At 72.9% G+C, this 20826-nt stretch carries 18 protein-coding genes and 1 tRNA gene; 10 read left to right on the top strand and 9 right to left on the bottom strand.

All coding sequences use genetic code 11. The annotated features are described in order from the left end of the window. Nucleotides 1-121: 121 nt before the first annotated feature. From K4G22_RS18860 to K4G22_RS18820, 9 genes are all read left to right on the top strand, one after another. Nucleotides 122-1204, top strand: coding sequence for an SGNH/GDSL hydrolase family protein (locus K4G22_RS18860; protein ID WP_228081458.1), 1083 nt, complete (start codon nucleotides 122-124; stop codon nucleotides 1202-1204). 105 nt (nucleotides 1205-1309) lie between these two features. Next, nucleotides 1310-2518, top strand: coding sequence for an acetyl-CoA C-acetyltransferase (locus K4G22_RS18855; protein ID WP_228081457.1), 1209 nt, complete (start codon nucleotides 1310-1312; stop codon nucleotides 2516-2518). A gap of 266 nt (nucleotides 2519-2784) precedes the next feature. Further along, nucleotides 2785-3711, top strand: coding sequence for a hypothetical protein (locus tag K4G22_RS18850; protein ID WP_228081456.1), 927 nt, complete (start codon nucleotides 2785-2787; stop codon nucleotides 3709-3711). Between the two features lie 52 nt (nucleotides 3712-3763). Beyond that, nucleotides 3764-4090 (top strand): hypothetical protein, encoded by a 327-nt coding sequence (locus K4G22_RS18845; protein WP_228081455.1) that lies wholly within the window; start codon nucleotides 3764-3766, stop codon nucleotides 4088-4090. Nucleotides 4091-4243: 153 nt separating this feature from the next. Then, nucleotides 4244-5365: a FecCD family ABC transporter permease gene (locus tag K4G22_RS18840; RefSeq protein ID WP_322785110.1), complete on the top strand. Its 1122-nt coding sequence runs from the start codon at nucleotides 4244-4246 to the stop codon at nucleotides 5363-5365. A 19-nt stretch (nucleotides 5366-5384) separates the two neighbouring features. After that, nucleotides 5385-6431: a FecCD family ABC transporter permease gene (locus K4G22_RS18835; RefSeq protein WP_228081453.1), complete on the top strand. Its 1047-nt coding sequence runs from the start codon at nucleotides 5385-5387 to the stop codon at nucleotides 6429-6431. 1 nt (nucleotide 6432) lies between these two features. Further along, nucleotides 6433-7266, top strand: a complete 834-nt coding sequence (locus K4G22_RS18830; RefSeq protein WP_228081452.1) for an ABC transporter ATP-binding protein — start codon at nucleotides 6433-6435, stop codon at nucleotides 7264-7266. 43 nt (nucleotides 7267-7309) lie between these two features. Beyond that, a complete protein-coding gene (locus K4G22_RS18825; protein ID WP_228081451.1) occupies nucleotides 7310-8353 on the top strand; it encodes an iron-siderophore ABC transporter substrate-binding protein in 1044 nt (347 codons plus the stop codon). Nucleotides 8354-8364: 11 nt separating this feature from the next. Continuing rightward, nucleotides 8365-10212, top strand: coding sequence for a S9 family peptidase (locus K4G22_RS18820; RefSeq protein WP_228081450.1), 1848 nt, complete (start codon nucleotides 8365-8367; stop codon nucleotides 10210-10212). Between the two features lie 95 nt (nucleotides 10213-10307). Here the strand turns inward: K4G22_RS18820 and K4G22_RS18815 are convergent, their stop codons facing one another. Together K4G22_RS18815 and K4G22_RS18810 are read right to left on the bottom strand one after the other, a co-directional pair. Continuing rightward, nucleotides 10308-11171, bottom strand: coding sequence for a Bax inhibitor-1/YccA family protein (locus K4G22_RS18815; RefSeq protein WP_228081449.1), 864 nt, complete (start codon nucleotides 11169-11171; stop codon nucleotides 10308-10310). Nucleotides 11172-11376: 205 nt separating this feature from the next. Continuing rightward, nucleotides 11377-11458: transfer RNA gene (locus K4G22_RS18810), tRNA-Leu, on the bottom strand. A 384-nt stretch (nucleotides 11459-11842) separates the two neighbouring features. Here K4G22_RS18810 and K4G22_RS18805 point away from each other — a divergent pair. Beyond that, nucleotides 11843-12601 carry an ABC transporter ATP-binding protein gene (locus K4G22_RS18805; protein ID WP_228084149.1) on the top strand — a complete coding sequence of 253 codons (759 nt, stop codon included), beginning with the start codon at nucleotides 11843-11845 and terminating at the stop codon, nucleotides 12599-12601. A gap of 89 nt (nucleotides 12602-12690) precedes the next feature. Here the strand turns inward: K4G22_RS18805 and K4G22_RS18800 are convergent, their stop codons facing one another. The 7 genes from K4G22_RS18800 to K4G22_RS18770 all read right to left on the bottom strand — a co-directional run bounded on the left by K4G22_RS18800 (nucleotide 12691) and on the right by K4G22_RS18770 (nucleotide 20434). After that, entirely contained in the window at nucleotides 12691-13983 is a 1293-nt protein-coding gene (locus K4G22_RS18800; protein ID WP_228081448.1) for an SAM-dependent methyltransferase, read from the bottom strand. Between the two features lie 214 nt (nucleotides 13984-14197). Beyond that, nucleotides 14198-15616 carry an NAD(P)/FAD-dependent oxidoreductase gene (locus tag K4G22_RS18795; protein ID WP_228081447.1) on the bottom strand — a complete coding sequence of 473 codons (1419 nt, stop codon included), beginning with the start codon at nucleotides 15614-15616 and terminating at the stop codon, nucleotides 14198-14200. 379 nt (nucleotides 15617-15995) lie between these two features. Next, complete coding sequence (locus tag K4G22_RS18790; protein WP_228081446.1) at nucleotides 15996-16958, bottom strand: Ppx/GppA phosphatase family protein; 963 nt, start codon at nucleotides 16956-16958, stop codon at nucleotides 15996-15998. After that, entirely contained in the window at nucleotides 16955-17497 is a 543-nt protein-coding gene (locus tag K4G22_RS18785; protein WP_228081445.1) for a DUF501 domain-containing protein, read from the bottom strand. The genes K4G22_RS18790 and K4G22_RS18785 overlap by 4 nt, the downstream gene beginning before the upstream one ends. Nucleotides 17498-17555: 58 nt before the next feature. Continuing rightward, on the bottom strand, nucleotides 17556-18062 hold the full coding sequence (locus K4G22_RS18780) for an FtsB family cell division protein (protein WP_228081444.1): 507 nt from the start codon (nucleotides 18060-18062) through the stop codon (nucleotides 17556-17558). Nucleotides 18063-18217: 155 nt separating this feature from the next. Beyond that, nucleotides 18218-19498, bottom strand: coding sequence for a phosphopyruvate hydratase (gene eno / locus K4G22_RS18775; RefSeq protein ID WP_228081443.1), 1281 nt, complete (start codon nucleotides 19496-19498; stop codon nucleotides 18218-18220). Nucleotides 19499-19783: 285 nt separating this feature from the next. Further along, nucleotides 19784-20434, bottom strand: a complete 651-nt coding sequence (locus K4G22_RS18770) for a LysM peptidoglycan-binding domain-containing protein (RefSeq protein ID WP_228081442.1) — start codon at nucleotides 20432-20434, stop codon at nucleotides 19784-19786. Nucleotides 20435-20826 lie beyond the last annotated feature (392 nt).

Genomic DNA, 20826 nt, shown 5'->3' with positions numbered 1-20826 from the left:
ATATCAGGGGGGTTCTTCCGCTGTTGACGGCGATGGAACAGCACCCTATTGCGTTGCGCGGCGGGTCGTGTTGGGCACCACACAAGTGACGGGGTGCGACGACGAGAGGCAGTTGCCAGGAATGTCCAGGGCGCGGGTGGCACGAAGAATCGCGACGGCTGCGGCCTACGGGGGCGGCGGCATCAGCCTGCTGGGGGGCGCGGCCGTGGGGCTGCTGCTCACCGAGGCGCGGTACGCCAGGCGGCAGGTGGTCGACGGAGCCGGCAGCGACGAACCGCCGGTGGCCGACGGCGTGTACGGCACGGCCTTCGCCCCGTCGAACGGCGTGCCCTGGCGGCTGGCCATCCTGGGCGACTCCACGGCCGCCGGGCTCGGCGTCGACCAGGCGCGCCAGACGCCGGGGGCGCTGTTGGCCTCGGGCCTGGCCGCCGTCTCCGAGCGTCCGGTCGAACTGCACAGCGTGGCGCTCTCCGGGGCCAGGTCCCACGATCTGGAGCGTCAGGTGTCGCTGCTGCTCACGGAGCCGGGGCGGGCCCCGGTGCCGGATGTGAGCGTGGTGATGATCGGCGCCAACGACATCACCGGGCGGGTCTCGCCGGCGCAGTCGGTGCGCCATCTCTCCGACGCGGTCTCCCGGTTGCGCACCGCCGGCTGTCAGGTGGTGGTGGGCACCTGCCCGGATCTGGGTTCGGTCGAGCCGGTCGGGCAGCCGTTGCGCTGGGTGGCCCGGCGGCTCTGCCGGCAGTTGGCCGCGGCCCAGACCATCGCGGTGGTGGAGCTCGGAGGGCGCACGGTCTCGCTGGGCACGCTGCTGGGCCCCGAGTTCGCCGCCTATCCGCGCGAGTTGTTCGGCCCGGACCGCTACCACCCGTCGGCGGCCGGCTACGCCACCGCGGCTATGGCCGTACTGCCCACGCTCTGCGCCGCGTTGGGCGTCTGGCCGGAGGAGCGGCGCCCGGGGCTGCCGCGCCGCGAGCGGCTGCTCCCGGTGGATCGGGCGGCGGCGCGCGCGGTGCTCGAAGGGGGCACGGAGGTCAGCTCGGCGGAGCGCGGCAACCGACGCGCGCCCTGGGCGCTCCTCAAGCGCCACCGCCGGCGCGCGCTGCCCCAGGAGGCGCCCGAGGGCGTGCGGGAGCCCGGTGGGGCGAGCGAGACGGCGTCGCGGGCGCGCGGGACGGGACGGAGCCGGCAGGCGAGCCCGTGACAGGGCGACTACCTGCGGGTAACTTCGGGGGAGGGCGCGCCACACCGGCACCCGCCCGTCTCGCCACACCGTCCCGCGGAGGACGGTCCGTCCCCGGAGGAAGCCGTGCCCGAAGCAGTCATCGTCTCAGCGGCCCGCTCGCCCATCGGACGCGCGGCCAAGGGCTCGCTCAAGGAGTTGCGCCCGGATGACCTGACGGCGCAGGTGGTGCGCGCCGCGCTGGATCAGGTGCCCCAGCTGGATCCGGCCGATATCGACGATCTGATGCTCGGCTGCGGCACCCCCTCCGGCGAGCAGGGAAGCAACCTCGGCCGGGTGGTGGCCGTCCAGCTCGGGCTCGACCGGCTGCCCGGCTGCACCATCACCCGCTACTGCGCCTCCTCGCTCCAGACCACCCGGATGGCGATGCACGCGATCCGGGCCGGCGAGGGCGACGTCTTCGTCTCGGCCGGCGTCGAGACGGTCTCCCGGCTGGTCAGGGAGGCTCCCGAGACGCACAACCCGCTCTTCGCCGAGGCCGAGGCCCGCACCGCGCGGCGCGCCGAGCACGGCGGCGAGGGCTGGCACGATCCGCGCGAGGACGGCCAACTGCCCGACGTCTACGTCGCGATGGGGCAGACGGCGGAGAACCTCGCCCGCCACAAGGGGATCAGCCGCGCCGAGATGGACGCCTTCGGGGTGCGCTCGCAGAACCTCGCCGAGCGCGCCATCGCCGACGGCTTCTGGCAGCGGGAGATCACCCCGGTCACCACCCCGGACGGCACGGTGGTCAGCGCGGACGACGGCCCGCGCGCCGGGGTCACGCTGGACGCGGTCGCCGCGCTGCGGCCCGTCTTCCGCCCGGACGGCCTGGTCACGGCCGGCAACTGCTGCCCGCTGAACGACGGGGCGGCGGCCCTGGTGGTGATGTCCGACACCAGGGCCAGGGAGCTGGGCATCACACCGCTGGCCCGGGTGGTCGCCACGGGCGTCTCCGGGCTCTCGCCCGAGATCATGGGTCTTGGGCCGGTCGAGGCGTCCCGACGCGCGCTGGCCAACGCCGGGCTGACGGTCGACGACATCGATCTGGTGGAGATCAACGAGGCGTTCGCCGCGCAGGTGATCCCCTCCTACCGCGAGCTCGGCATCGACATCGACCGGCTCAACGTGAACGGTGGCGCCATCGCCGTCGGCCACCCGTTCGGCATGACGGGCGCCCGGATCACCTCCACGTTGATCAACTCGCTGAGCTGGCACGACAAGCAGTTCGGTCTTGAGACCATGTGCGTGGGGGGCGGGCAGGGCATGGCCATGGTGCTGGAGCGCCTCAGCTGACCCAGGCGCCCCTCCAGAGCACTCCGCCGGGGGGCGCACGCCGGCGTAAGGGCGTCCGCCGGTCGGTATATCCGGGCGATACCGAAGCGGGCCCGGGATGTGATCCACGCCGGTCCACGCGATGGAATCGCAGGTCAGGGACTTCAGGGGGGCGCGTAAAGGACCAAATACCTGTCCACTTCATGACGTTTTGCACTGCACGCCGTGTCCGCGCCCCGGAAACCTGGGATAAGAAGTCAGGGACCAACAGCACTGGGAGCGAGTCCGTGAGCGCCATATCCGTCATCCTGCTGGTGACCTCAGGCACCGCCGTAGCCCTGGGCGCCCTGGCCCTGTACACCGTGCGCGCGCTGCGCGAGGAGGTGGCCGAGCTGCGCTCCGAAGTGGCCGTCGGCCAGGCCGGGGTGCCGGAGGCGAGAGCGGAGTTGCCACCCGAGCAGATCCGGGGTGCCGTCGCCAGGGCGCTGGCCGACGAGCGGGAGCGCGAGCTGGCCGAGGCCCGGGCGTACTGGGCCGAGCAGGACGCCAAGGAGGATCAGGGCCCGGGGTCGCTGCTGGCCGGCCGGGGCCTGAGCTATGTGGTGGCCGACGCGGACGAGGAGCTGCTGGACGCGCTGCTGGAGCGCTATCTGCTGAGCGACTCCGCGCTGCCGCCGAACGCCGGCGAGGGCGCCGTCTTCATCCCGCGCCAGGAGGACGAGGGACCCCTGGACGCCGGGGAGGGCCTCGTCGAGCCGCCGCCGCAGTCGCCGCGCGACCAGGACGGCGAGGAGTCGCCCGAGCTGGCCGCCGCCCGCCGCCGGCACCCCTCGCACCCCGGCTTCACGCTCTCGGGGGAGCCCGTGGACCGCTCCGCGTCGGGTGGGCGTCCGCGCCCCCACGATCCGGGGTACACGGCCGACCGGCTCTCCCGGCTCGCCGAGTCCCGCGTCCCGCTGACCGATGTGCGTCCCGGGCCGCTGGGCACGTTGGACGTGTTCCTCTTCGCCGACGGCACCACGCTCTGCCTCAGCCCCAGCCACCAGGAGGCCGCCGAACGGCTGGCCGAATCCCTGCGCTGCGGCGAACCCCCGGTGCTGATGGGCGGCTCCGCCGTCTCGGGCGCCTACACGCTGACGTTCTCCTGCGGCGACGAGGAGAACGTCTACCTGCTGGCCGACCGCGTGGTGGCCTCGTCCAAGGCCGGCGACTGACGGGGGCCCGGCTCGTGGGATGCTCCGACCCCACGAGGGCGGGGAAGCGATCATGACCACGGTGGACACGGGCCAGCTGGAAGCGGCGCTGGAGCGGGCCGTCGAGCGGGTGCGGCGGCTGCCGGAGAGCCGCCTGCGGCGCGGCGCGGCGGCCGAGGGCCGGGCGCTGGCCGACGAACTCACCCGCAGGGCCCAGCTGCTGGAGCGCCCCTACGGCGGAACCCGGCGCGTCCCCGACGCCGGCCCGTGGGCGGTGGGCGACCAGATCGCGGTGACGGGCCACGATCTCGCCCGCGCCATCCAGCAGGCGCCGGACGAGGGCCGCGCCCGGCGCGAACTGGCCGAGGCGCTGGCGGTGTTGGCGGCGTTCCACGTCTGAGGCCCGCGCGACGAAAACCCGGCAGCCTGGGCACTCCGCCCCAAACCCCCTCACCGGTTGTTCACTTACGCGAAGCACCGGCGCTGCGACACCCCGGCGGAGCCGTTAAGGTAAGCCTTGCCTTAACTCTGTTTCAACCGGGGGGACTAGCGCATGTGCGCTGTGGGGGATCGCGACATGCCGGCGCGGCCGGCGCGCCCCGCCCAGACGGCAGCCGCTGAGAAGACTCTCCAAACGCGAAGTCCGCGAAGAACCCCACCGACGCGAAGAACCCCACCGACGCGAAGTGCCCGCGTCATCGGCCTGCTCCTCGGGCTGCTGCTGCTACCGGCCCTGCTGGCCTGCGGCCTGATGGTGGGCAGCGAGTTCATCGGCCCCGGCACCGTCTGGCAGGCGCTGGCCGGCGCCGAGGACACCGTCCAGCACGCGCGGGTCAGCGGCATCCGGCTGCCCCGCCTCGCCCTCGCGATGACCGTGGGCGCCGCGCTGGCCACGGCCGGGGCGCTGATGCAGGCCGTCACCCGCAACCCGCTGGCCGACCCCGGCATCCTCGGGGTGAACGCCGGCGCCTGTCTGGCGGTGGTGACCGCCATCCTGGCGTTCGGCGTCGCCACCCCCGCCGGCTATGTGTGGTTCGCGTTCGGCGGCGCGGCGTTGGCCGCCGTCGCGGTCTACGCCGTCGGCGCCGCCGGGGCGGGCGGCATGACGCCGGTCAAGGTCACCCTGGCGGGCGCGGTGCTGGCCGCGCTCTTCTCCTCGGTGACCTCGACGATCCTGGTGCTCGACCAACGGAGCCTGGACCAGATGCGGTTCTGGATGGTCGGCTCCCTCGCGGGGCGCGGCCTCGATGTGCTCTGGCCGGTCCTGCCCCATGTGCTGCTGGGTCTGGTGATCGCCGCCGGCGCGGCCCGCGCGGTGAACGTGTTGGTGCTCGGTGAGGACCAGGCGCGGGCGCTGGGCCTGCGGGTGGCGCGGCTGCGGCTGCTGCTGGCGGTGGCCGTGGTGCTGCTGGCCGGCGGCGCGGTCGCCCTGGCCGGCCCGATCGCGTTCGTCGGCCTGGTGGTGCCGCACATGGCGCGGCTGGTCACCGGCAACGACTACCGCTGGCTGCTCGCCTACTGCGCGCTCTACGGCGCGGCCCTGATGGTGGCCGCCGACATCGTCGCGCGGTCGCTGCTGGCCCCCCGGGAGATCCTCGTCGGCGTCTGCACGGCGGTGGTCGGCGCCCCGGTCTTCCTGCTTCTCGCCCGGCGCCGCCGCCTGGTGGCGACCTGACGGATGGAGAGGTGAAGCGATGAACCGTCCGCTCGTTCTGCGTCTCGGCCGCGCGGGGGGCCTCTCCCGCCGGCTCCGCCCCAGGGCGCTGCTGGTCGTCGGCTGCGCCGTGCCGCTGCTCTGCCTGACCGCCCTGTACGGGGTGACGCTGGGCGCGCCGCGCCTCGACCTGGGCGATGTGGTGCGCACGCTGACCGGCGGCGGCGACGCCGGGGAGCGGCTGGTGGTCTGGGAGTTCGTGCTGCCCCGGGTGCTCTGCGCGCTGGCGGTCGGCGCGGCCCTGGGGCTCTCGGGGGCGCTCTTCCAGAGCTTCGCCCGCAATCCGCTGGTCTCCCCCGACATCCTCGGCGTCAACAGCGGCGCGGCCCTGGTCGCGGTGGGCTTCCTCGTGCTCTTCGGCGGCTCCTGGTCAAGCCTGCCCTATGGCGCCTTCCTCGGCGCGCTGCTCGCCGCGCTGCTGGTGGTGCTCTGCTCGCGTGGCCGTGGCCTGTCGCCCTACCGTCTGGTGCTGGTCGGGATCGGCGTCGACGCGCTGTGCCGGGCTGGCGTCGCCTTCACCCTGGTCCAGGGCGATATCGAGCAGGTGCAGGCCGCCACGGTGTGGATGATCGGCTCGCTCTACGGGGCTGACTCCGACCGGGCGCTCTTCCTCGGCGTCACGCTGGCCCTGCTGGTGCCGCTCGCGCTGGCGCTGCGCCGGCCGCTGGTGGCGCTCCGCCTCGGCGAGGAGGCGGCCCGTTCCGTCGGGGTGCGGACCACCGCCACCCGGGCCGCGGCGCTGGTCACCGCGACGCTGCTGGCCGCGGGGGCGGTGGCGGTCTGCGGGCCGATCGCCTTTGTGGCCTTTCTGGCGCCGCATCTGGCGCGGCGGCTGTGCCGGGCGGACACCCCCGAGGTGCTGCCGGTGGCCATGGCGGTCGGCGCGGCGCTGGTGCTGGGCTCCGACCTGATCGCCCAACACGCCTTCCCGGTGACCCTTCCGCTGGGCGTGGTCACCCCGCTGCTGGGCGGCCCCTACTTCCTCTATCTGCTGATCCGAGCCAACCGCCATGGGGAGGTGGCCTGACATGGGCCTGCTTGAGGTGCGTGAGGCGAGCGTCGCCTACGAGGGCGCGCCGGTGATCGACGGTCTCGACCTGACGATCCCGCCGGGTCGTATCACGGCGCTCGTCGGCCCCAACGGCTGTGGCAAGTCGACCCTGCTGCGGGCGCTCGCACGGCTCCAGCGCCCGACCGCCGGCACGGTCCTGCTCGACGGACGCTCCATCTGGCGGCTGCCGCCCAAGGAACTGGCCCGTCAGGTCGGCCTGCTGGCGCAGAGCCCGGCGACGCCCACCGGGCTGCTGGTGGAGGACCTGGTGGCCAGGGGCCGCTATCCGCACCAGAGTTGGCTGGCGCAGTGGTCGGAGCGGGACGAGGCGGCGGTGGCCGGGGCGCTGCGCGACACCGGCGCCGAATCGCTGCGCGGGCGCTATGTGGACGAGCTGTCCGGCGGCCAGCGGCAGCGGGTGTGGATCGCCATGGCGATCGCGCAGGAGACCGATGTGCTGCTGCTGGACGAGCCCACCACCTATCTGGACGTGGCGTACCAGGTGGAGATCATGGAGCTGCTCGAAGAGCTGCACGACCGGGGCGACCGCACCATCGTGGTCGTGCTGCACGACCTCAACCAGGCGTGCCGGCACGCCCACCACCTGGTGGCGCTGCGGGACGGCCAGGTGCTGGCCGAGGGTGCTCCCGAGACCGTGGTCACCGAGGACTTCGTCCAAACGGTCTTCGACCTGGACTGTCGCATCCTGACCGATCCGGTGACCGGCCGCCCGCTGTTCGTACCCGAACGCCGCCGACCCGGCCGGACCGTGCCCGGCGACGCCGCCGGCGCCGTCGAGGAGCTCTCGTGACGGCCGCGCCCCCCTTCCGTCCCCCTACGACCAAGGAGAACCCATGTCCAGTGCCGCCACCCCGTCCCGACCGTCCGGAGGCCGCCGCGCCCGCCGGCTGGTCGTCGGCCTCTCCTTCCTGGCCCTGCTGGGCGCCGCCGGCTGCTCGGGCTCCGACGACGACAACGGCTCCGACACCGACACCACCGCGGAGGGCTCCTCGGACGACGCCTCGTCGTCGGTGCGGGACATCGAGCACGCCCTTGGCGTCGCCGAGGACGTGCCGGCCCAGCCGACCAGGGTCGTCGCGCTCGACCCCTACTTCTCGCTTCCCACGGCGGCCCTCGGCGACGTCGAGATCGTCGGCACCTCGCACCTCCCGTTCGGCGACCCGCACCCGCCGTTCGTCAACGCGGCGCGGGTCGAGGGCACCGAGAACGTCGGCTGGTTCACCGAGTTGGACATCGCCGGCATCCACGCGCTGGAGCCGGATCTGATCGTGGGCGTCGAGTCGTTCGTCGAGCCCGTCCACGACGAGCTGTCCGCCATCGCCCCGACCGTCGCGCTGCCGCTCGACCACGCCAACTGGGAGGAGACGGTCCGGCTCGCCGCCGACGCGATGGGCATCTCGGAGGCGGTCGAGGTGGCGCTGGCCGACTACGCGGCCCGTACCGAGGAGATGGCGGCGCGGCTGGCGGACACCGGGGTCACCGACGAGCCGGTCACCGTGCTCCAGTTCCGCTCGGTCGAGGACATCCGCGTCTACACCGACCACTGCTCCACCCGCGTCCTGGGCGACCTGGGCTTCACCCTCCAGGGCGCCGACGAGACCCCGGAGGGGGAGAACGCGCTCCAGGTCGGCGCCGAGCAGCTGACCCAGGCGGACTCCAGCTTCGTCTTCTACCTGATCGGCGCCGCCGGCAGCAATCCGGAGGACGCCGAGGCCGCGTTCGACACCGTCTCGGCCCAGCCGCTCTGGGAGCGCCTCGGCGCCGTCGAGCGCGGCGACACGGCGGTCGTCTCCACGGACTGGTGGTTCAACTGCGGATCGCCGCAGGCCAACCAGCTGATCCTGGACGATGTCGAAACGACGTTGCTCGGCCAGTGAGGACTCCGACCGTGACCCTGCCCACCGCCCTCCCGCCGGCGCCCACCGGCACCGATGTGACCGCCGGGCTCCTCGCCCGGCTGGCCGAGGTCGGCCCGCCGGCGCTCTCGCCCGACGGCGCCTCGGTCTGCGCCCTCATCGACCGGGGCGGCCGTCGGGAGGTGCGCTGGCACGGCCCCTCCGGACCGCCCGAGGGCCGGGCGCTGGCCACGAACGTCCTGGACGTCCAGCCGCGTTGGCTGCCGGACGGGCGGCTCGCCTGGCTCGCGGCCGGCCCGTCGGGCGAGGCCGTCCTGACACTGGCCGGCCCGCCCGGCGGCCCGCACACCGAGCACCGGCTGCCGTTCCCCACCGGGGAGCTCGGCCAGCTGCACCCCACGGCCACGGCCTGCCTGCTGCTGCGCCGCGCGGCGGGACGCGGCCGGGTGGTGTCCGTCGATCAACACACCGGCGCCTGCCGGGAGATCAGCGGCGACGACCTCGATGTGCGGGATCTCGCCGCCGCACCGGACGGCGGGGTGGTGGTGGTCGCGCACCTCGCGCACCAGGCCGACCAGGCCGACCAGGCCGGCCCCGCGCTGTTGCGGCTGCTCCCCGGAGGGCCGGAGCTCCTCTCCGCCGAGGCCCGCGCGCCCGGCAGCCGGGAACGGCTGCTCGACCTGTCGGCCGACGGACGCCGCGTGCTCTACGGGCACGACGACGGGGACGGCCGCTGTTCCCTGTGGTGGCACGATCTCGCCACCGGCGAGGGCCGGCCGGTGCCCGACGTGGGCCCCGGCACCGTGCTGGCGGCCCGCTGGTGCGGCGACGACGTCCTGGTCCAGGCGTTCCACCGGGTCCGTGGCGTGCTGCGCCAGGTGCCCCCGCCCAACCGGACGGGGGCGCGCGCCGGGGGCGCGCGGGAGCTTGTGGAGACCGGCTGTGCGTACCCCGGGTTCGATGTGGCGCCGGAGAGCGGCACGATCGCCTTCCGGGCACAGCGCCCCACCGCGCCGCCGGAGCTCTGGAGCCTCTCCCTCGACCGCCCCACGGCCCGCCGGGTCTCCCGGACGCATCCGCCGCTGCGGACCGAGCGGCTGGGACGGGTCGCGGAGATCCACTGGCCGGGCGCCAGGGACGGACGACGCGTCGACGGGCTGCTGATCCGGCCGTCGGACGCGCCGCCCGACCTGGCGCTGCCCACGGTGGTGCTGCTGCACGGCGGCCCGCACCACCACTGGCACCACGGCTGGCACGGCTCCTGGAGCGACTGGGGCCAGCTGCTCGCCGCCCGGGGCTTCGCGGTGCTCTGCCCGAACGTCCGGGGCTCGACCGGCCGGGACTGGGCGTACACCCACGCCGTCCGTGGCGATCTGGCCGAGCTGCCGCTCGCCGACACCCTGGCCGGCGTCGACCAGCTGGTGGCCGCTGGCCTCGCCGATCCGGCGCGTCTCGGCGTGGGCGGCTGGAGCTACGGGGCCTATCTGGCGGGCTGGGCGCTGACCCGCACCAACCGCTTCCGGGCCGCGGCCATCGGCGCGGGCATCTACGACATGGCGGCGCTGGTCCGCAGCCCCCGCCTCGGGCCCGCCTGGCGCGGGTTCTTCCCCGGCGCCGACCTCAGCGACGACGCGCCCTACGACGCCGTCTCACCACTGCACAGGGCCGTTGGGGCCAGCACGGCGACCCTGCTGGTGCACGGCACCGAGGACAGCAAGGTCGAGGTGGGCCACAGCCGGCGGATGCACCGCGCGCTGTCGGCGGCCGGGGCCACCACCCGGCTCGTGGAGCTGGCCGGCGAGGGCCACACCATCCAGGACGAGGAGAGCCGGCTGCGCCTGCTGTCCGAGGTCGAGGAGTGGTTCACCACCCATCTGTGACCGGGCCCCCGGAACGGCGCCGGGCCCCCACGAGTTCTCTCGTCGGGGCCCGGCGCCGTTGGCGTCCCACCGCCGAAAGACGCGGTGGGGGGTGCTCAGTCGCCCTGGAGGATGGCGATCAGCCGCAGGAACTCCAGGTAGATCCAGACCAGGGTCAGGGTCAGGCCGAAGGCGGCCAGCCAGGACTCCTTCTCCGGGGCGCCGTAGGCGATGCCGTCCTCGACCATCTTGAAGTCGAGGGCGAGGAAGCAGGCGCCCAGGATGATGCCGATGACGCCGAAGGCGACACCGAGCATCCCGTCGCGCAGGCCCAGGCCGTTGCCGCCACCGATCATCAGGACGATCAGGTTGACCGCGGAGAGCAGGACGAAGCCCAGCGCGGCGGCGAGTACGAACTGGGTGAAGCGCGCGGTGACGCGGATGATGCGCTGCTTGTACATGAACAGCACACCGGCGAAGACGGCCATCGTGCCGATCACCGCCTGCATGGCGGCGCCGGGGGCGGCGGCGTTGATCGCGCTGCTGATCGCGCCGAGGAAGAGGCCCTCGGTGACGGCGTAGGCCAGGATCAGCGGCGGCGAGGGCTCACGCTTGAACGACTGCCAGAGGCCGAGGCCCATGGCCACCAGGGCGAAGACGATGCCCAGGCCAAGCGGCAGGTCGGCGACCCAGGCCACAGCGGCGGCGGCGACCACCGTGCCCAACGTGATCGCGGTGCGCGAGACGACACTGTCGATCGTCATCACGCCAGGACGGGTGGGCGTAACGGGGGCGTATCCGCCGTCGGGGCCCACCTGCGGCTGCGGCGCATACGGGTTCCCCGGCTGCGGCGCGTACGGGTTGGCGGGGCTCCCCGCGTGCGGATTCCCGGTCTGCGGCTGCGGTCCGGCGTTGAAGCCGGCGTAGCCGCCGTCCCGACTGAACCCCCGACGCGTGAAGACCGGGTTGCTGCTCCTCATCTCACTCCTCCATGGCCGCACGGCACGGCTTTGCCTACCAGAGTAATGCGTTAGCAAAGTCCGCACGGTAGTGCACCCTGGGAAACTACTGGAAGAGCCTCGTTGTTCCCACCCCTCGATGAAGCCCGCTCGCCCCTCAGGGGAGCCGGGCCCGCGCGGTACCGCGCTCGGCGAGCGGCGCGACGGGGCCGGGGAAGGCTCTGGGTGCCCGGAGCCGGACTTGAACCGGCACGGCCCTAAGGCCAGCGAGTTTTAAGCTCACCGTGTCTGCATTCCACCATCCGGGCACAGATCCCCCAGCCGTACCGGGCGCCAACGCGCCTTGGGATTCCTCCGAGCTTATCCGCCGGATTCGACCCGAACACCGGTGCCCCAGAGCGATGTTGTCTGATTTTATGAGCTGCTGACGGCGCGTCAGCGTTCGATGACGCGCTTACAGGCGCCTTTCGGGGAGCGAGCCCTACGAGGGGTGATCGAGGAATGACGCAAATCAACCCTCCGCATCCTTGCGCGCACTCAGGGACATCTCCTCCTCAAGTAGGACGGCCACGCGCACCGATCCCTCCGAGGAAGGGGAAGAACCCGACGACCGGAGGGATCACGAACGCGAGGTTTCGGACCAGGATGGAGAAGTCCTTCCCCCGTCCAGGCTGGAGTACGCCGTGCCACCGATCGAGCCCGCCCAGCACACCGATTCGACCGACGCGGTGGCGGCTCGCGCCATCGGTCTGACCAAGGTCTACGGCACCGACGAGACCCGGGTGCTCGCCCTCGACCAGGTCGATGTCGCCTTCCGCAAGGCCGAGTTCACCGCGATCATGGGGCCCTCGGGCTCAGGCAAGTCCACCCTGATGCACTGCATGGCCGGGCTCGACTCCATATCCGCCGGCTCGGCCCGGCTCGGCGACACCGAGCTGACCGGCCTCAGCGACCAACGGCTCACCCGGCTGCGCAGGGACCGCGTCGGCTTCGTCTTCCAGACGTTCAACCTGCTGCCCACGCTCAACGCCCTGGAGAACATCACGCTGCCGATGGGGATCGCCGGCACCAAGCCGGACGCCGAGTGGCTGGACACGGTGATCACCACGGTGGGCCTCTCCGGGCGGCTGAAACACCGCCCCGCACAGCTCTCCGGCGGCCAGCAGCAGCGGGTGGCGGTGGCCAGGGCGCTGGCCGGCCGGCCCGAGATCGTCTTCGGCGACGAGCCGACCGGCAACCTCGACTCCCGCGCCGGCGCCGAGATCCTCGGCTTTCTGCGCAACTCCGTGCGGGAGTTGGGGCAGACGGTGGTGATGGTCACCCACGACCCGGTGGCCGCCGGCTACGCGGACCGGGCGGTCTTCCTCGCCGACGGCCGGGTGGTGGACGACATGGCACGGCCCTCGGCGGAGAGGGTGCTGGAACATATGAAGCGGAACGACGCACCCTAGTTGTATCGCCCTGTGCGGTTGGGGACGCGGCGAGGGCCGCGCCAGCTGACGGGCGGCCCCCGCGTCGTTCCCCGTCGTCCCCTGTCGCGCTAGGAGGTGAGCTCCACCCAGGACCGGGGCCGCAGCGGGAGCCCCGCGGCGCCGCTGTCCGCGACGCGCACGGCCAGCACCTGGTTGACGCCGATCCGGCCGCGCTCGAACTGGAGGGCCGAGGCCGCCATGTAGAGCCGCCAGATCCTGGCCCGGCCCGGGCTGGTGAGGCGGACGGCCTGCTCCCAGCCCTGCTCCAGATTGCGCACCCAGCGGCGCAGCGTCAACGCGTAGTGCTCGCGCAGCGACTCGACATCGCGCACCTCAAGACCCGCCCGCTCCAGCTGGGCCACCGTGCGGCCGACCGGCGCCAGCTCGCCGTCGGGGAACACATAGGCGTCGATGAACGGGTCGATCCGGTAGGACGCCTCGTCGCCGATCGGGCGGCGGGCGATCTGGTGGTTGAGCAGCCGCCCGCCGGGACGCAGCAGCCGGAAGAGCCGCCCGGCGTAGTCCTGGTAGCGGGCGGCGCCCACATGCTCGGCCATCCCGACCGAGGCGATCGCGTCGAACGGGCCGTCCGTCACCTGGCGGTAGTCCTGCACCCGGATCTCCACCCGGTCGGTGAGGTCCTCCTTGGCCACCCGCTCCCTGGCGTACTCGGCCTGTTCCACGGAGAGGGTCACCCCGACCGCGCGCACCCCGTGGTGCTGGGCGGCGTGCAGCACCAACGAACCCCAGCCGCAGCCCACGTCGAGCAGCCGCTGGCCCTCGCGCAGGCCCAGCTTGCGGCAGATCAGATCGAGCTTCGCGGCCTGGGCGTCCTGGAGATCGTCCGTGGTCGGGCCCCAGACCGCGCAGGAGTAGACCATGGAGGGGCCGAGCACCAGCTCGTAGAAGTCGTTGCCCACGTCGTAGTGGTGGCTGATGGCCCGGCGGTCGCGACGCTGGCTGTGGGCCAGCCCTGGGCGCCGCCCGCGGTCCTCCTCGCGCGGCGGACGCACCGGGAGGGGCAGCGGACCGGCGAGCGACAGCGCCTCGGGGAGCGCGGCCAGCAGCCTGGTGCGGGGCACCGAGGAGCCGTCGGCGCGGTCCCAGACGACATCGGCCAGCACGCTCAGCGCCTGGTAGAGGTCGCCCTCGACATCGATGTCGCCGGCCACCCAGGCGCGGGCCAGGCCGAGTTCGCCCGGCCGGTAGAGGAGCCGCCGCAGCGCGCGGCGACTGCGCACCACCAGGACGGGGCCCTCGGTGGGGCCGGCCTCGCTGCCGTCCCAGGCCCGCAGGCGGAGGGGCGGGGGAGAGCCGAGCACGTACTCGGTCAGAGCGGCGAGCCGGGGAGCGACACCCATGAGTCAAACCTCCACAGATCGGATGAACAGCCCACGATTACCTTGGGGTCTCGATAGCCGTGAACGTCGCCGATCCGCCGTCGATTCCGGGGATTTCGCCCGCAACGGACCTTCATTGGGCCGCCCGGCCCTATCCGGGCCCCGACATGCCGCCGGGGCGGGTGGCCGACCGTCGGTCGTCCACCCGCCCCGGGGTACGCGCTGTGCGCCGAGGTCAGCCCGCCTTGGCGGCGGAACCCTCCTTGACCCGCTCGACCCGCTCGACGCTGTCGCGCCGCTCGACGGGACGGGCCGCCGGCGCGGGGGCCGCCGCCTCGTGGAACTCGTCGCGCGGGTGCTCCATGGCGCCCAGCGAGACGACCTCACGCTTGAGGAAGAGTCCGAGCGTCCAGTCGGCGAAGACCCGGATCTTGCGGTTCCAGGTGGGCACCGCCATGCCGTGGTAGCCACGGTGCAGATACCAGCCGAGCCGGCCACGGAAGCGGAACGAGAGCGGGCCGAGCTTGATCATGGCCACGCCCTTGCGCAGGCCGAGCCCGGCGACCGCGCCCATGCTCGCGTGCTTGTACTCCTGCTGCGGGAAGCCGCGCAGCCCGGAGATCACGTTGTCCCCGAGCACCTTGGCCTGCCGCAGGGCGTGTTGGGCGTTCGGCGGGCACCAGGCGTTCTCGACGCCGGCCTCGCGCGAGGCCAGGTCGGGCACCTGCGCGTTGTCGCCGGCCGACCAGATGTGGGTGGTGCCCCTCACCTGGAGGGTGGGCTCGGTGTCCACATGGCCGCGCGGGCCCAGCGGGAGGCCGAACTCGGCCAGCGCCGGGTTCGGCTTGACGCCCGCCGTCCAGACCAGGGTGTTGGAGTCCACCTCGGTGCCGTCGCTCAGCACCACATGACCGTCCACGCAGGAGGTGAGCGAGGTCTTCAGATGCACCTCGATGCCGCGCTGCCTCAGGTGCTCAAGGCCCCACTCGCCCAGCTTGGGCCCGACCTCGGGGAGGATCCGGTCCGCCACGTCGACCAGCAGGAAGCGCAGGTCGGACGGCTTGATGTTCGGGTAGTAGCGGGTGGCGTCCCGCGCGAGGTCCTCGACCTCACCGATGGTCTCGGCGCCGGCGAAGCCGCCACCGACGAAGACGAAGGTCAGCGCCTTGCGGCGGATCTCCTCGTCGGTGGTGGAGTCGGCCTTGTCCAGCTGTTCGAGCACATGGTTGCGCAGGCCGATCGCCTCCTCCACCCCCTTCATGCCGATGCCCTGCTCGGCGAGCCCGGGGATCGGGAAGGTGCGGGAGACGGCGCCGAGCGCCACCACCAGGTAGTCGAAGGGGACCTCGTACGCCGAACCGACGTGCGGCGCCACGGTGGCGACCTGGCGGTCCTGGTCGATGGAGGTGACACGGCCGGTGAGAACCTCGGCCTTCGGCAGCACCCGACGCAGAGGCACCACGACGTGCCGCGGGGAGATGCTGCCAGCCGCGGCCTCGGGGAGGAAGGGCTGGTAGGTCATGTACGAGCGAGGATCGACGACGGTGACGGTGGCCTCGCCGTACCGCATCTTCTTCAGGATGCGACGGGCCGCGTACAGGCCGACGTAACCCCCGCCTACGACGAGGATGCGCGGACGCTCCGTGGTGCTCATGCCATCGAGTATCCACCCACCCCCGGGGGGTGGCTCGTGAGGCCCTTCACAAGCACTTGGGCCGTTTCTGCTACACTTCGCGCCCACATTTTCCCGCTGGCCCCACGGTCCCCTCCCGGAACGGCCCATCGAAGGCCGAAAAGGGTCGACTCACAAGGGAACGTTCCAGGTGGAGAGGGCTCCCGACCGGAGGCAGCGGAGGCGGGCCACCACCCGCTCCCCCACGGCCCCGCGCCGCCCCGACCCGACGCATGGACCGTGCGAGGCGGCGCCCACACCCTTTCGAGCCCCCTTGGACCCGCTCCGGCGAGCCAGCCATGTGAATTACTTCACGAACTTTTCGACGCCCCCTCGCCGGCCGGCCCTCGACGGCGGCTGGCTAGCGGCTGACGACGTTCCAGAGGATGCCGTCCAGGATGTCGTGCTCGGAGACCGTGACCCGCTCCACGCCCGCCCGTTCCATGATCCGCAGCAGCACCAGCGCGCCGGCGCCGATCACGTCGATCCGGCCCGGGTGCATGGCGGGCACCAGGGCCCGCTCGGCGTGGGTGGCCGCCAGCAGCCACTCCGTGACGGACCTGACCTGGTCGAGGTCGAGCACCGCGTGATGGATCGCGGCGGGGTCGTAACCGGGCAGCTCAAGCGCCATGGCCGCCACCGTCGTCACCGACCCCGCGAGCCCGACCAGGGTCCTGGCCCGCTCCAACGGGACGCGTTCGGCGGCGAGTTCCAGGGCGGCGTCGATATCGGCCACGATCGCCGCGCGCTCCGCCGCACTCGGCGGGTCGGCCACCGTGCCGTCCCCGGACGTCAGATGGCGCTCTGTCAGCCGCACACAGCCGATGTCCACGCTGCGCGCCGCGTCGACCCGGTCGGCGCCCAGCACGAACTCCGTCGAGCCACCGCCGATGTCCACGACCAGGAAGGGACCGGCCGCCTCGGGACGACCGGCCAGCTCCTTGGTGGCGCCTGTGAACGAGAGCGCGGCCTCCTCGTCCCCGGTGATCACCTCGGGCAGCACGCCCAGGATCTCCTTGACGCCCCGGACGAAGTCCTCGCGGTTCTCCGCGTCCCTGGACGCGGAGGTGGCCACGAAGCGCAGCCGGTCGGGCGTGACCCCGTGCGCGGCGATCGCCTCGGCGTAGCGTCGGCAGGCGGCGAACGTGCGCTCCAGCGCCTCGGGCGCCAGCCTGCCCGTGCGGTCGACGCCCTGCCCGAGCCGGACGATCTCCATCCGCCGGTCGCGGTCGACCAGTTCGCCCGTGTCCGGGTCGGCGTCCGCGATCAGCAGCCTGATGGAGTTGGTGCCGCAGTCGACCGCGGCGGCGGTCCGGACGCTCATGCGCGCTCTCCTCGCACCGGTGCCTGAACGGCGTTCGCCCCGGACCCGCCCTGCTCGGCGCCCACGCAGCGCCCCGCGCGCCACCACTCGGGCAGCATCGCCAACGCCTCGTCACCCAGCGGGTTGACGCCAGGCCCGGCGACCAGCGAGTGCGCCACCAGCACATGCAGGCACTTCACCCGATCCGGCATCCCGCCGGCGCTCGGGAACCCCGCCAGCACCTCGATCGCGTCCCGGCGCGCCAGATAGTCCTCGTGCGCCTTCCGGTAGGCCGCCGCCAGCTCGGGATCGGCGGCCAGCCGCGCGGTCATCTCCCGCATCACGCCGTTGGCCTCCAGGGTCCCGATGGCGGAGGCGGCGCGCGGGCAGGTCAGGTAGTAGACGGTGGGGAACGGGGAGCCGTCCGGCAGCCGGGGCGCCGTCTCCACCACGTCGGGGTTCCCGCAGGGGCAGCGGTGGGCGATCGCGCGCAGTCCGCGCGGGGGCCGGCCGAGCTGCTCCTCGATCGCCAGGACGTCGGTCGGACTTGGGGTTTCCACGAGCGAACTCTCTTTACGAAGCGTCAACGGGCACTGTGGGGGGCGCGCGCCCCACGGCTCACCTGGGCTGGTCGGCCCGGTCGATGCCGTCCCAGAGATTCTGATGCCACGGACGGGGCGCCGACGACCCCCGGGTGCGCAGCCGTTCGTCGGATTCGCCGCCGGACTCGTCCGGCAGCAGATAGCCGATCTCGCCCGGGCGCACATAGCGCAGCCGCTCCCTGGCCTGACGCTCCACATAGGCGTCGTCCTGCCAGCGGGCCTTGGCGTCCCGCAGCTCCTCGACCCGGTCCGCGGCCTCCTCGGCCTGCCGACGCTGGTCGGCGATCTCCGAGCGCTGCTGCACGTACTGCCGCAGCGGATAGGCGAGCGCCACGACCAGCGAGCAGACCACCAACGCCAGCAGCGCGGCCCGGCCGGTGAGCCGGTTGCGCCGGGGCGGACCACCGGGCTGTCTCGGCCCGGCGAGGCGGCGGCTCTGCGCCCGGTAGACCCGGGCGGCGGCCTGCTCGCCCAGTGCCCTCAGCCGAGTGGCGGTGGAGAACCGGTCCCGCTGCGCGGCCACATCGCCTCCCTCTCACCCGCTGCCTGGCTGCCACGACACGTCCCCGCCACCGTACGGGACGGATGGCGGGGACACGGTCAGGTGGCCGACCGAAGCGCGCGGAAGTCCACCCGAGCAGGAGCGCGGGGCCGGCTCGGCCCCGCGGTCGCGTGGCCTCAGCCGCGGAAGCGTGGGAAGGCGGCGCGGCCGGCGTAGACCGCGGCGTCGTCCAGGATCTCCTCGATGCGCAGCAGCTGGTTGTACTTGGCGACGCGCTCGGAGCGGGCCGGGGCGCCGGTCTTGATCTGGCCGCAGTTGGTGGCGACGGCGAGGTCGGCGATGGTGACGTCCTCGGTCTCGCCGGAGCGGTGCGACATCATGCACTTGAAGCCGTTGCGCTGCGCCAGCTCCATGGCGTCCAGCGTCTCGGTGAGCGAACCGATCTGGTTCACCTTCACCAGCAGCGCGTTGGCGGCGTCGGTGTCGATGCCGCGCTGGAGGCGCTCCGGGTTGGTGACGAACAGGTCGTCGCCGACGATCTGCACCTTCTCGCCGAGCCGGCCGGTCAGCGTCTGCCAGCCCTCCCAGTCCTCCTCGGCCAGCGGGTCCTCGATGGAGACCAGCGGGTAGGCGTCGACCAGCTCCTCGTAGTAGGAGGTCAGCTGCTCGGCACTGAGCTTGTTGCCCTCCAGCGTGTAGGCGCCGTCCGAGTACAGCTCGGTGGCGGCGACGTCGAGGGCCAGCGCGATGTCCTGGCCGGGGGTGTAACCGGCCTTCTGGATGGCCTCGACGATCAGGTCGAGCGCCTCGCGGTTGGAGGAGAGGTTCGGCGCGAAGCCGCCCTCGTCGCCGAGGCCGGTGCCCAGGCCGCGCTCCTTGAGGACCTTCTTGAGCGTGTGGTACGTCTCGGCGCCCCAGCGGACCGCCTCGGAGAAGGACTCGGCGCCGATCGGCGCGATCATGAACTCCTGGATGTCCACGTTGGAGTCGGCGTGCGCGCCGCCGTTCAGGATGTTCATCATCGGCACCGGCAGCAGGTGCGCGTTGGGGCCGCCGAGGTAGCGGAAGAGCAGCAGGTCGCGGGACTCGGAGGCGGCGTGCGCCACGGCCAGGGAGACGCCCAGGATGGCGTTGGCGCCGAGCGAGGACTTGTCGGGCGTCGCGTCCAGATCGAACATCGCCTGGTCGATCAGCCGCTGCTCGGTGGCGTCGTAGCCGACCAGCTCGGGGCCGATCTGCTCGATGACGGCGAGCACCGCCTTCTCCACACCCTTGCCGAGGTAACGGCTGGCGTCGCCGTCGCGCAGCTCAAGGGCCTCGAAGGCGCCCGTGGAGGCGCCGGACGGGACCGCGGCGCGGCCGGTGGAACCGTCGTCGAGGCCGACCTCGACCTCGACCGTGGGGTTCCCTCGCGAGTCCAGGATCTCGCGGGCTACGACGACGTCGATGGACGGCACGAGGTTCTCCTTTGGTCAGAGTTGGTCAGGGTGACGTGACCCTGGCTGTGTCTGTTGTCTGGCGTCTGGCTGTCATGGGGACAACCCCCTGAGCCTAACCGGCTCCCGGCCCCACCCCATCCGCCAGCACGCCCCAATCGCCGTCCGGCACGTCAAACGCGCAGTTCAGCCTGGGCGTCCACGCGGGAAAGCTTTTTGTTTAACCGTTGAAGAAAAGCGGGTGCCGGGCCGGTGAACGGGGCTCCCCGCACCGGCCCGGCACCCTTCGGTCCTGGCGCTGTCGCGTCAGACCGCGAGCTTCTGACCCGGGAGGATCAGGTTGGGGTCCTCGCCGACGACGTCCACGTTGTCGGCCCAGACCTGGCGCCAGACGGTGTCGTGCTCCTCGGCGATCGAGGAGAGCGTGTCTCCCTTCACCACGGTGTAGGTCGCGCCGTCCGTCGCGCGCGGCTCGACCTCGGGGGCGGGCGCCGGCTCAGGCTCGGGCTCGGGGGCCGCCTCGGGCTCGGGGGCCGGCGCCGACTGGCCGCCGCTGGTGTCGAGTTCGGGGGCGGGGCCGCCGGAGCTGAGCCCGGCCTGGGCGCCGCAGGTCGGCCAGGCGCCGGGGCCCTGCATGGCGAGCAGTTGCTCGGCGGCGGAGATCTGCTGCTCCTTGGTGGCCTGGTCGGCACGCGCGGCGTACTGGGTGCCGCCGGCCGCCTCCCAGCTGGACTGGGAGAACTGCAGGCCGCCGTAGTAGCCGTTGCCCGTGTTGATGGACCAGTCCCCGCCGGACTCGCACTGGGCGACGGCGTCCCAGGTGTCGACGGAGGCGGCCGAGGCGCCGGTGGCGCCGACCAGGGGCAGCGCGACGGCGGCACCGGTGACGCCGGCGGCTGCGGCTATGCGGGTGGGGGTGCTGGGACGGCGGTGCCGCCCCTTGCCGGAGAACAGCATGGACGTTCCTTCTCACCGGACGCCTACGAGGTCAGCTGTCGGGTTCGGGACTGGTGAGTCGCCCGGCCGGCAGGGCGGTTGACGCCGCCCGTCGGCTTCACCCCAAGCCGTCCCGGTACGGGTTCGTTCCGGGCCGGCGGACACGAGCGGCCATGGGCGGCCGGGTTCGTGGTGGGTCCCCCGCTCCTGTCTGCGGTGGTGCGCGATGGTGGTCCCCGGGCCGGCGACAGGATTTGGCGTAACGCCCCAGGCGCCCGGCGGAAAACCGGGCGAGGGGACACTAAACACACCTCAACTAACGATTCAAGAACGATGAAGATCGCCAGATCGACCCAACTTGACCGATTTTGACCAAGGAACGCCGCCTTATCGCAGGTCAGCCGCTCAACGGA

The organism is Streptomyces profundus, assembly GCF_020740535.1.
Taxonomy (GTDB): Bacteria; Actinomycetota; Actinomycetes; order Streptomycetales; family Streptomycetaceae; genus Streptomyces; species Streptomyces profundus.
Note: the sequence above shows the minus strand (reverse complement) of the source record. Positions and strands in the feature narration are given on the sequence as shown.

What these genes read in the sequence shown, in the direction of transcription:
- K4G22_RS18795 (WP_228081447.1), bottom strand. Translation starts at nt 15,616, where the DNA reads ATGAGCACCACGGAGCGTCCGCGCATCCTCGTCGTAGGCGGGGGTTAC.
- K4G22_RS18835 (WP_228081453.1), top strand. Translation starts at nt 5,385, where the DNA reads ATGAACCGTCCGCTCGTTCTGCGTCTCGGCCGCGCGGGGGGCCTCTCC.
- K4G22_RS18840 (WP_322785110.1), top strand. Translation starts at nt 4,244, where the DNA reads ATGTGCGCTGTGGGGGATCGCGACATGCCGGCGCGGCCGGCGCGCCCC.
- K4G22_RS18770 (WP_228081442.1), bottom strand. Translation starts at nt 20,434, where the DNA reads ATGCTGTTCTCCGGCAAGGGGCGGCACCGCCGTCCCAGCACCCCCACC.
- K4G22_RS18845 (WP_228081455.1), top strand. Translation starts at nt 3,764, where the DNA reads ATGACCACGGTGGACACGGGCCAGCTGGAAGCGGCGCTGGAGCGGGCC.
- K4G22_RS18815 (WP_228081449.1), bottom strand. Translation starts at nt 11,171, where the DNA reads ATGAGGAGCAGCAACCCGGTCTTCACGCGTCGGGGGTTCAGTCGGGAC.
- K4G22_RS18830 (WP_228081452.1), top strand. Translation starts at nt 6,433, where the DNA reads ATGGGCCTGCTTGAGGTGCGTGAGGCGAGCGTCGCCTACGAGGGCGCG.
- K4G22_RS18825 (WP_228081451.1), top strand. Translation starts at nt 7,310, where the DNA reads ATGTCCAGTGCCGCCACCCCGTCCCGACCGTCCGGAGGCCGCCGCGCC.
- K4G22_RS18790 (WP_228081446.1), bottom strand. Translation starts at nt 16,958, where the DNA reads ATGAGCGTCCGGACCGCCGCCGCGGTCGACTGCGGCACCAACTCCATC.
- K4G22_RS18800 (WP_228081448.1), bottom strand. Translation starts at nt 13,983, where the DNA reads ATGGGTGTCGCTCCCCGGCTCGCCGCTCTGACCGAGTACGTGCTCGGC.
- K4G22_RS18860 (WP_228081458.1), top strand. Translation starts at nt 122, where the DNA reads ATGTCCAGGGCGCGGGTGGCACGAAGAATCGCGACGGCTGCGGCCTAC.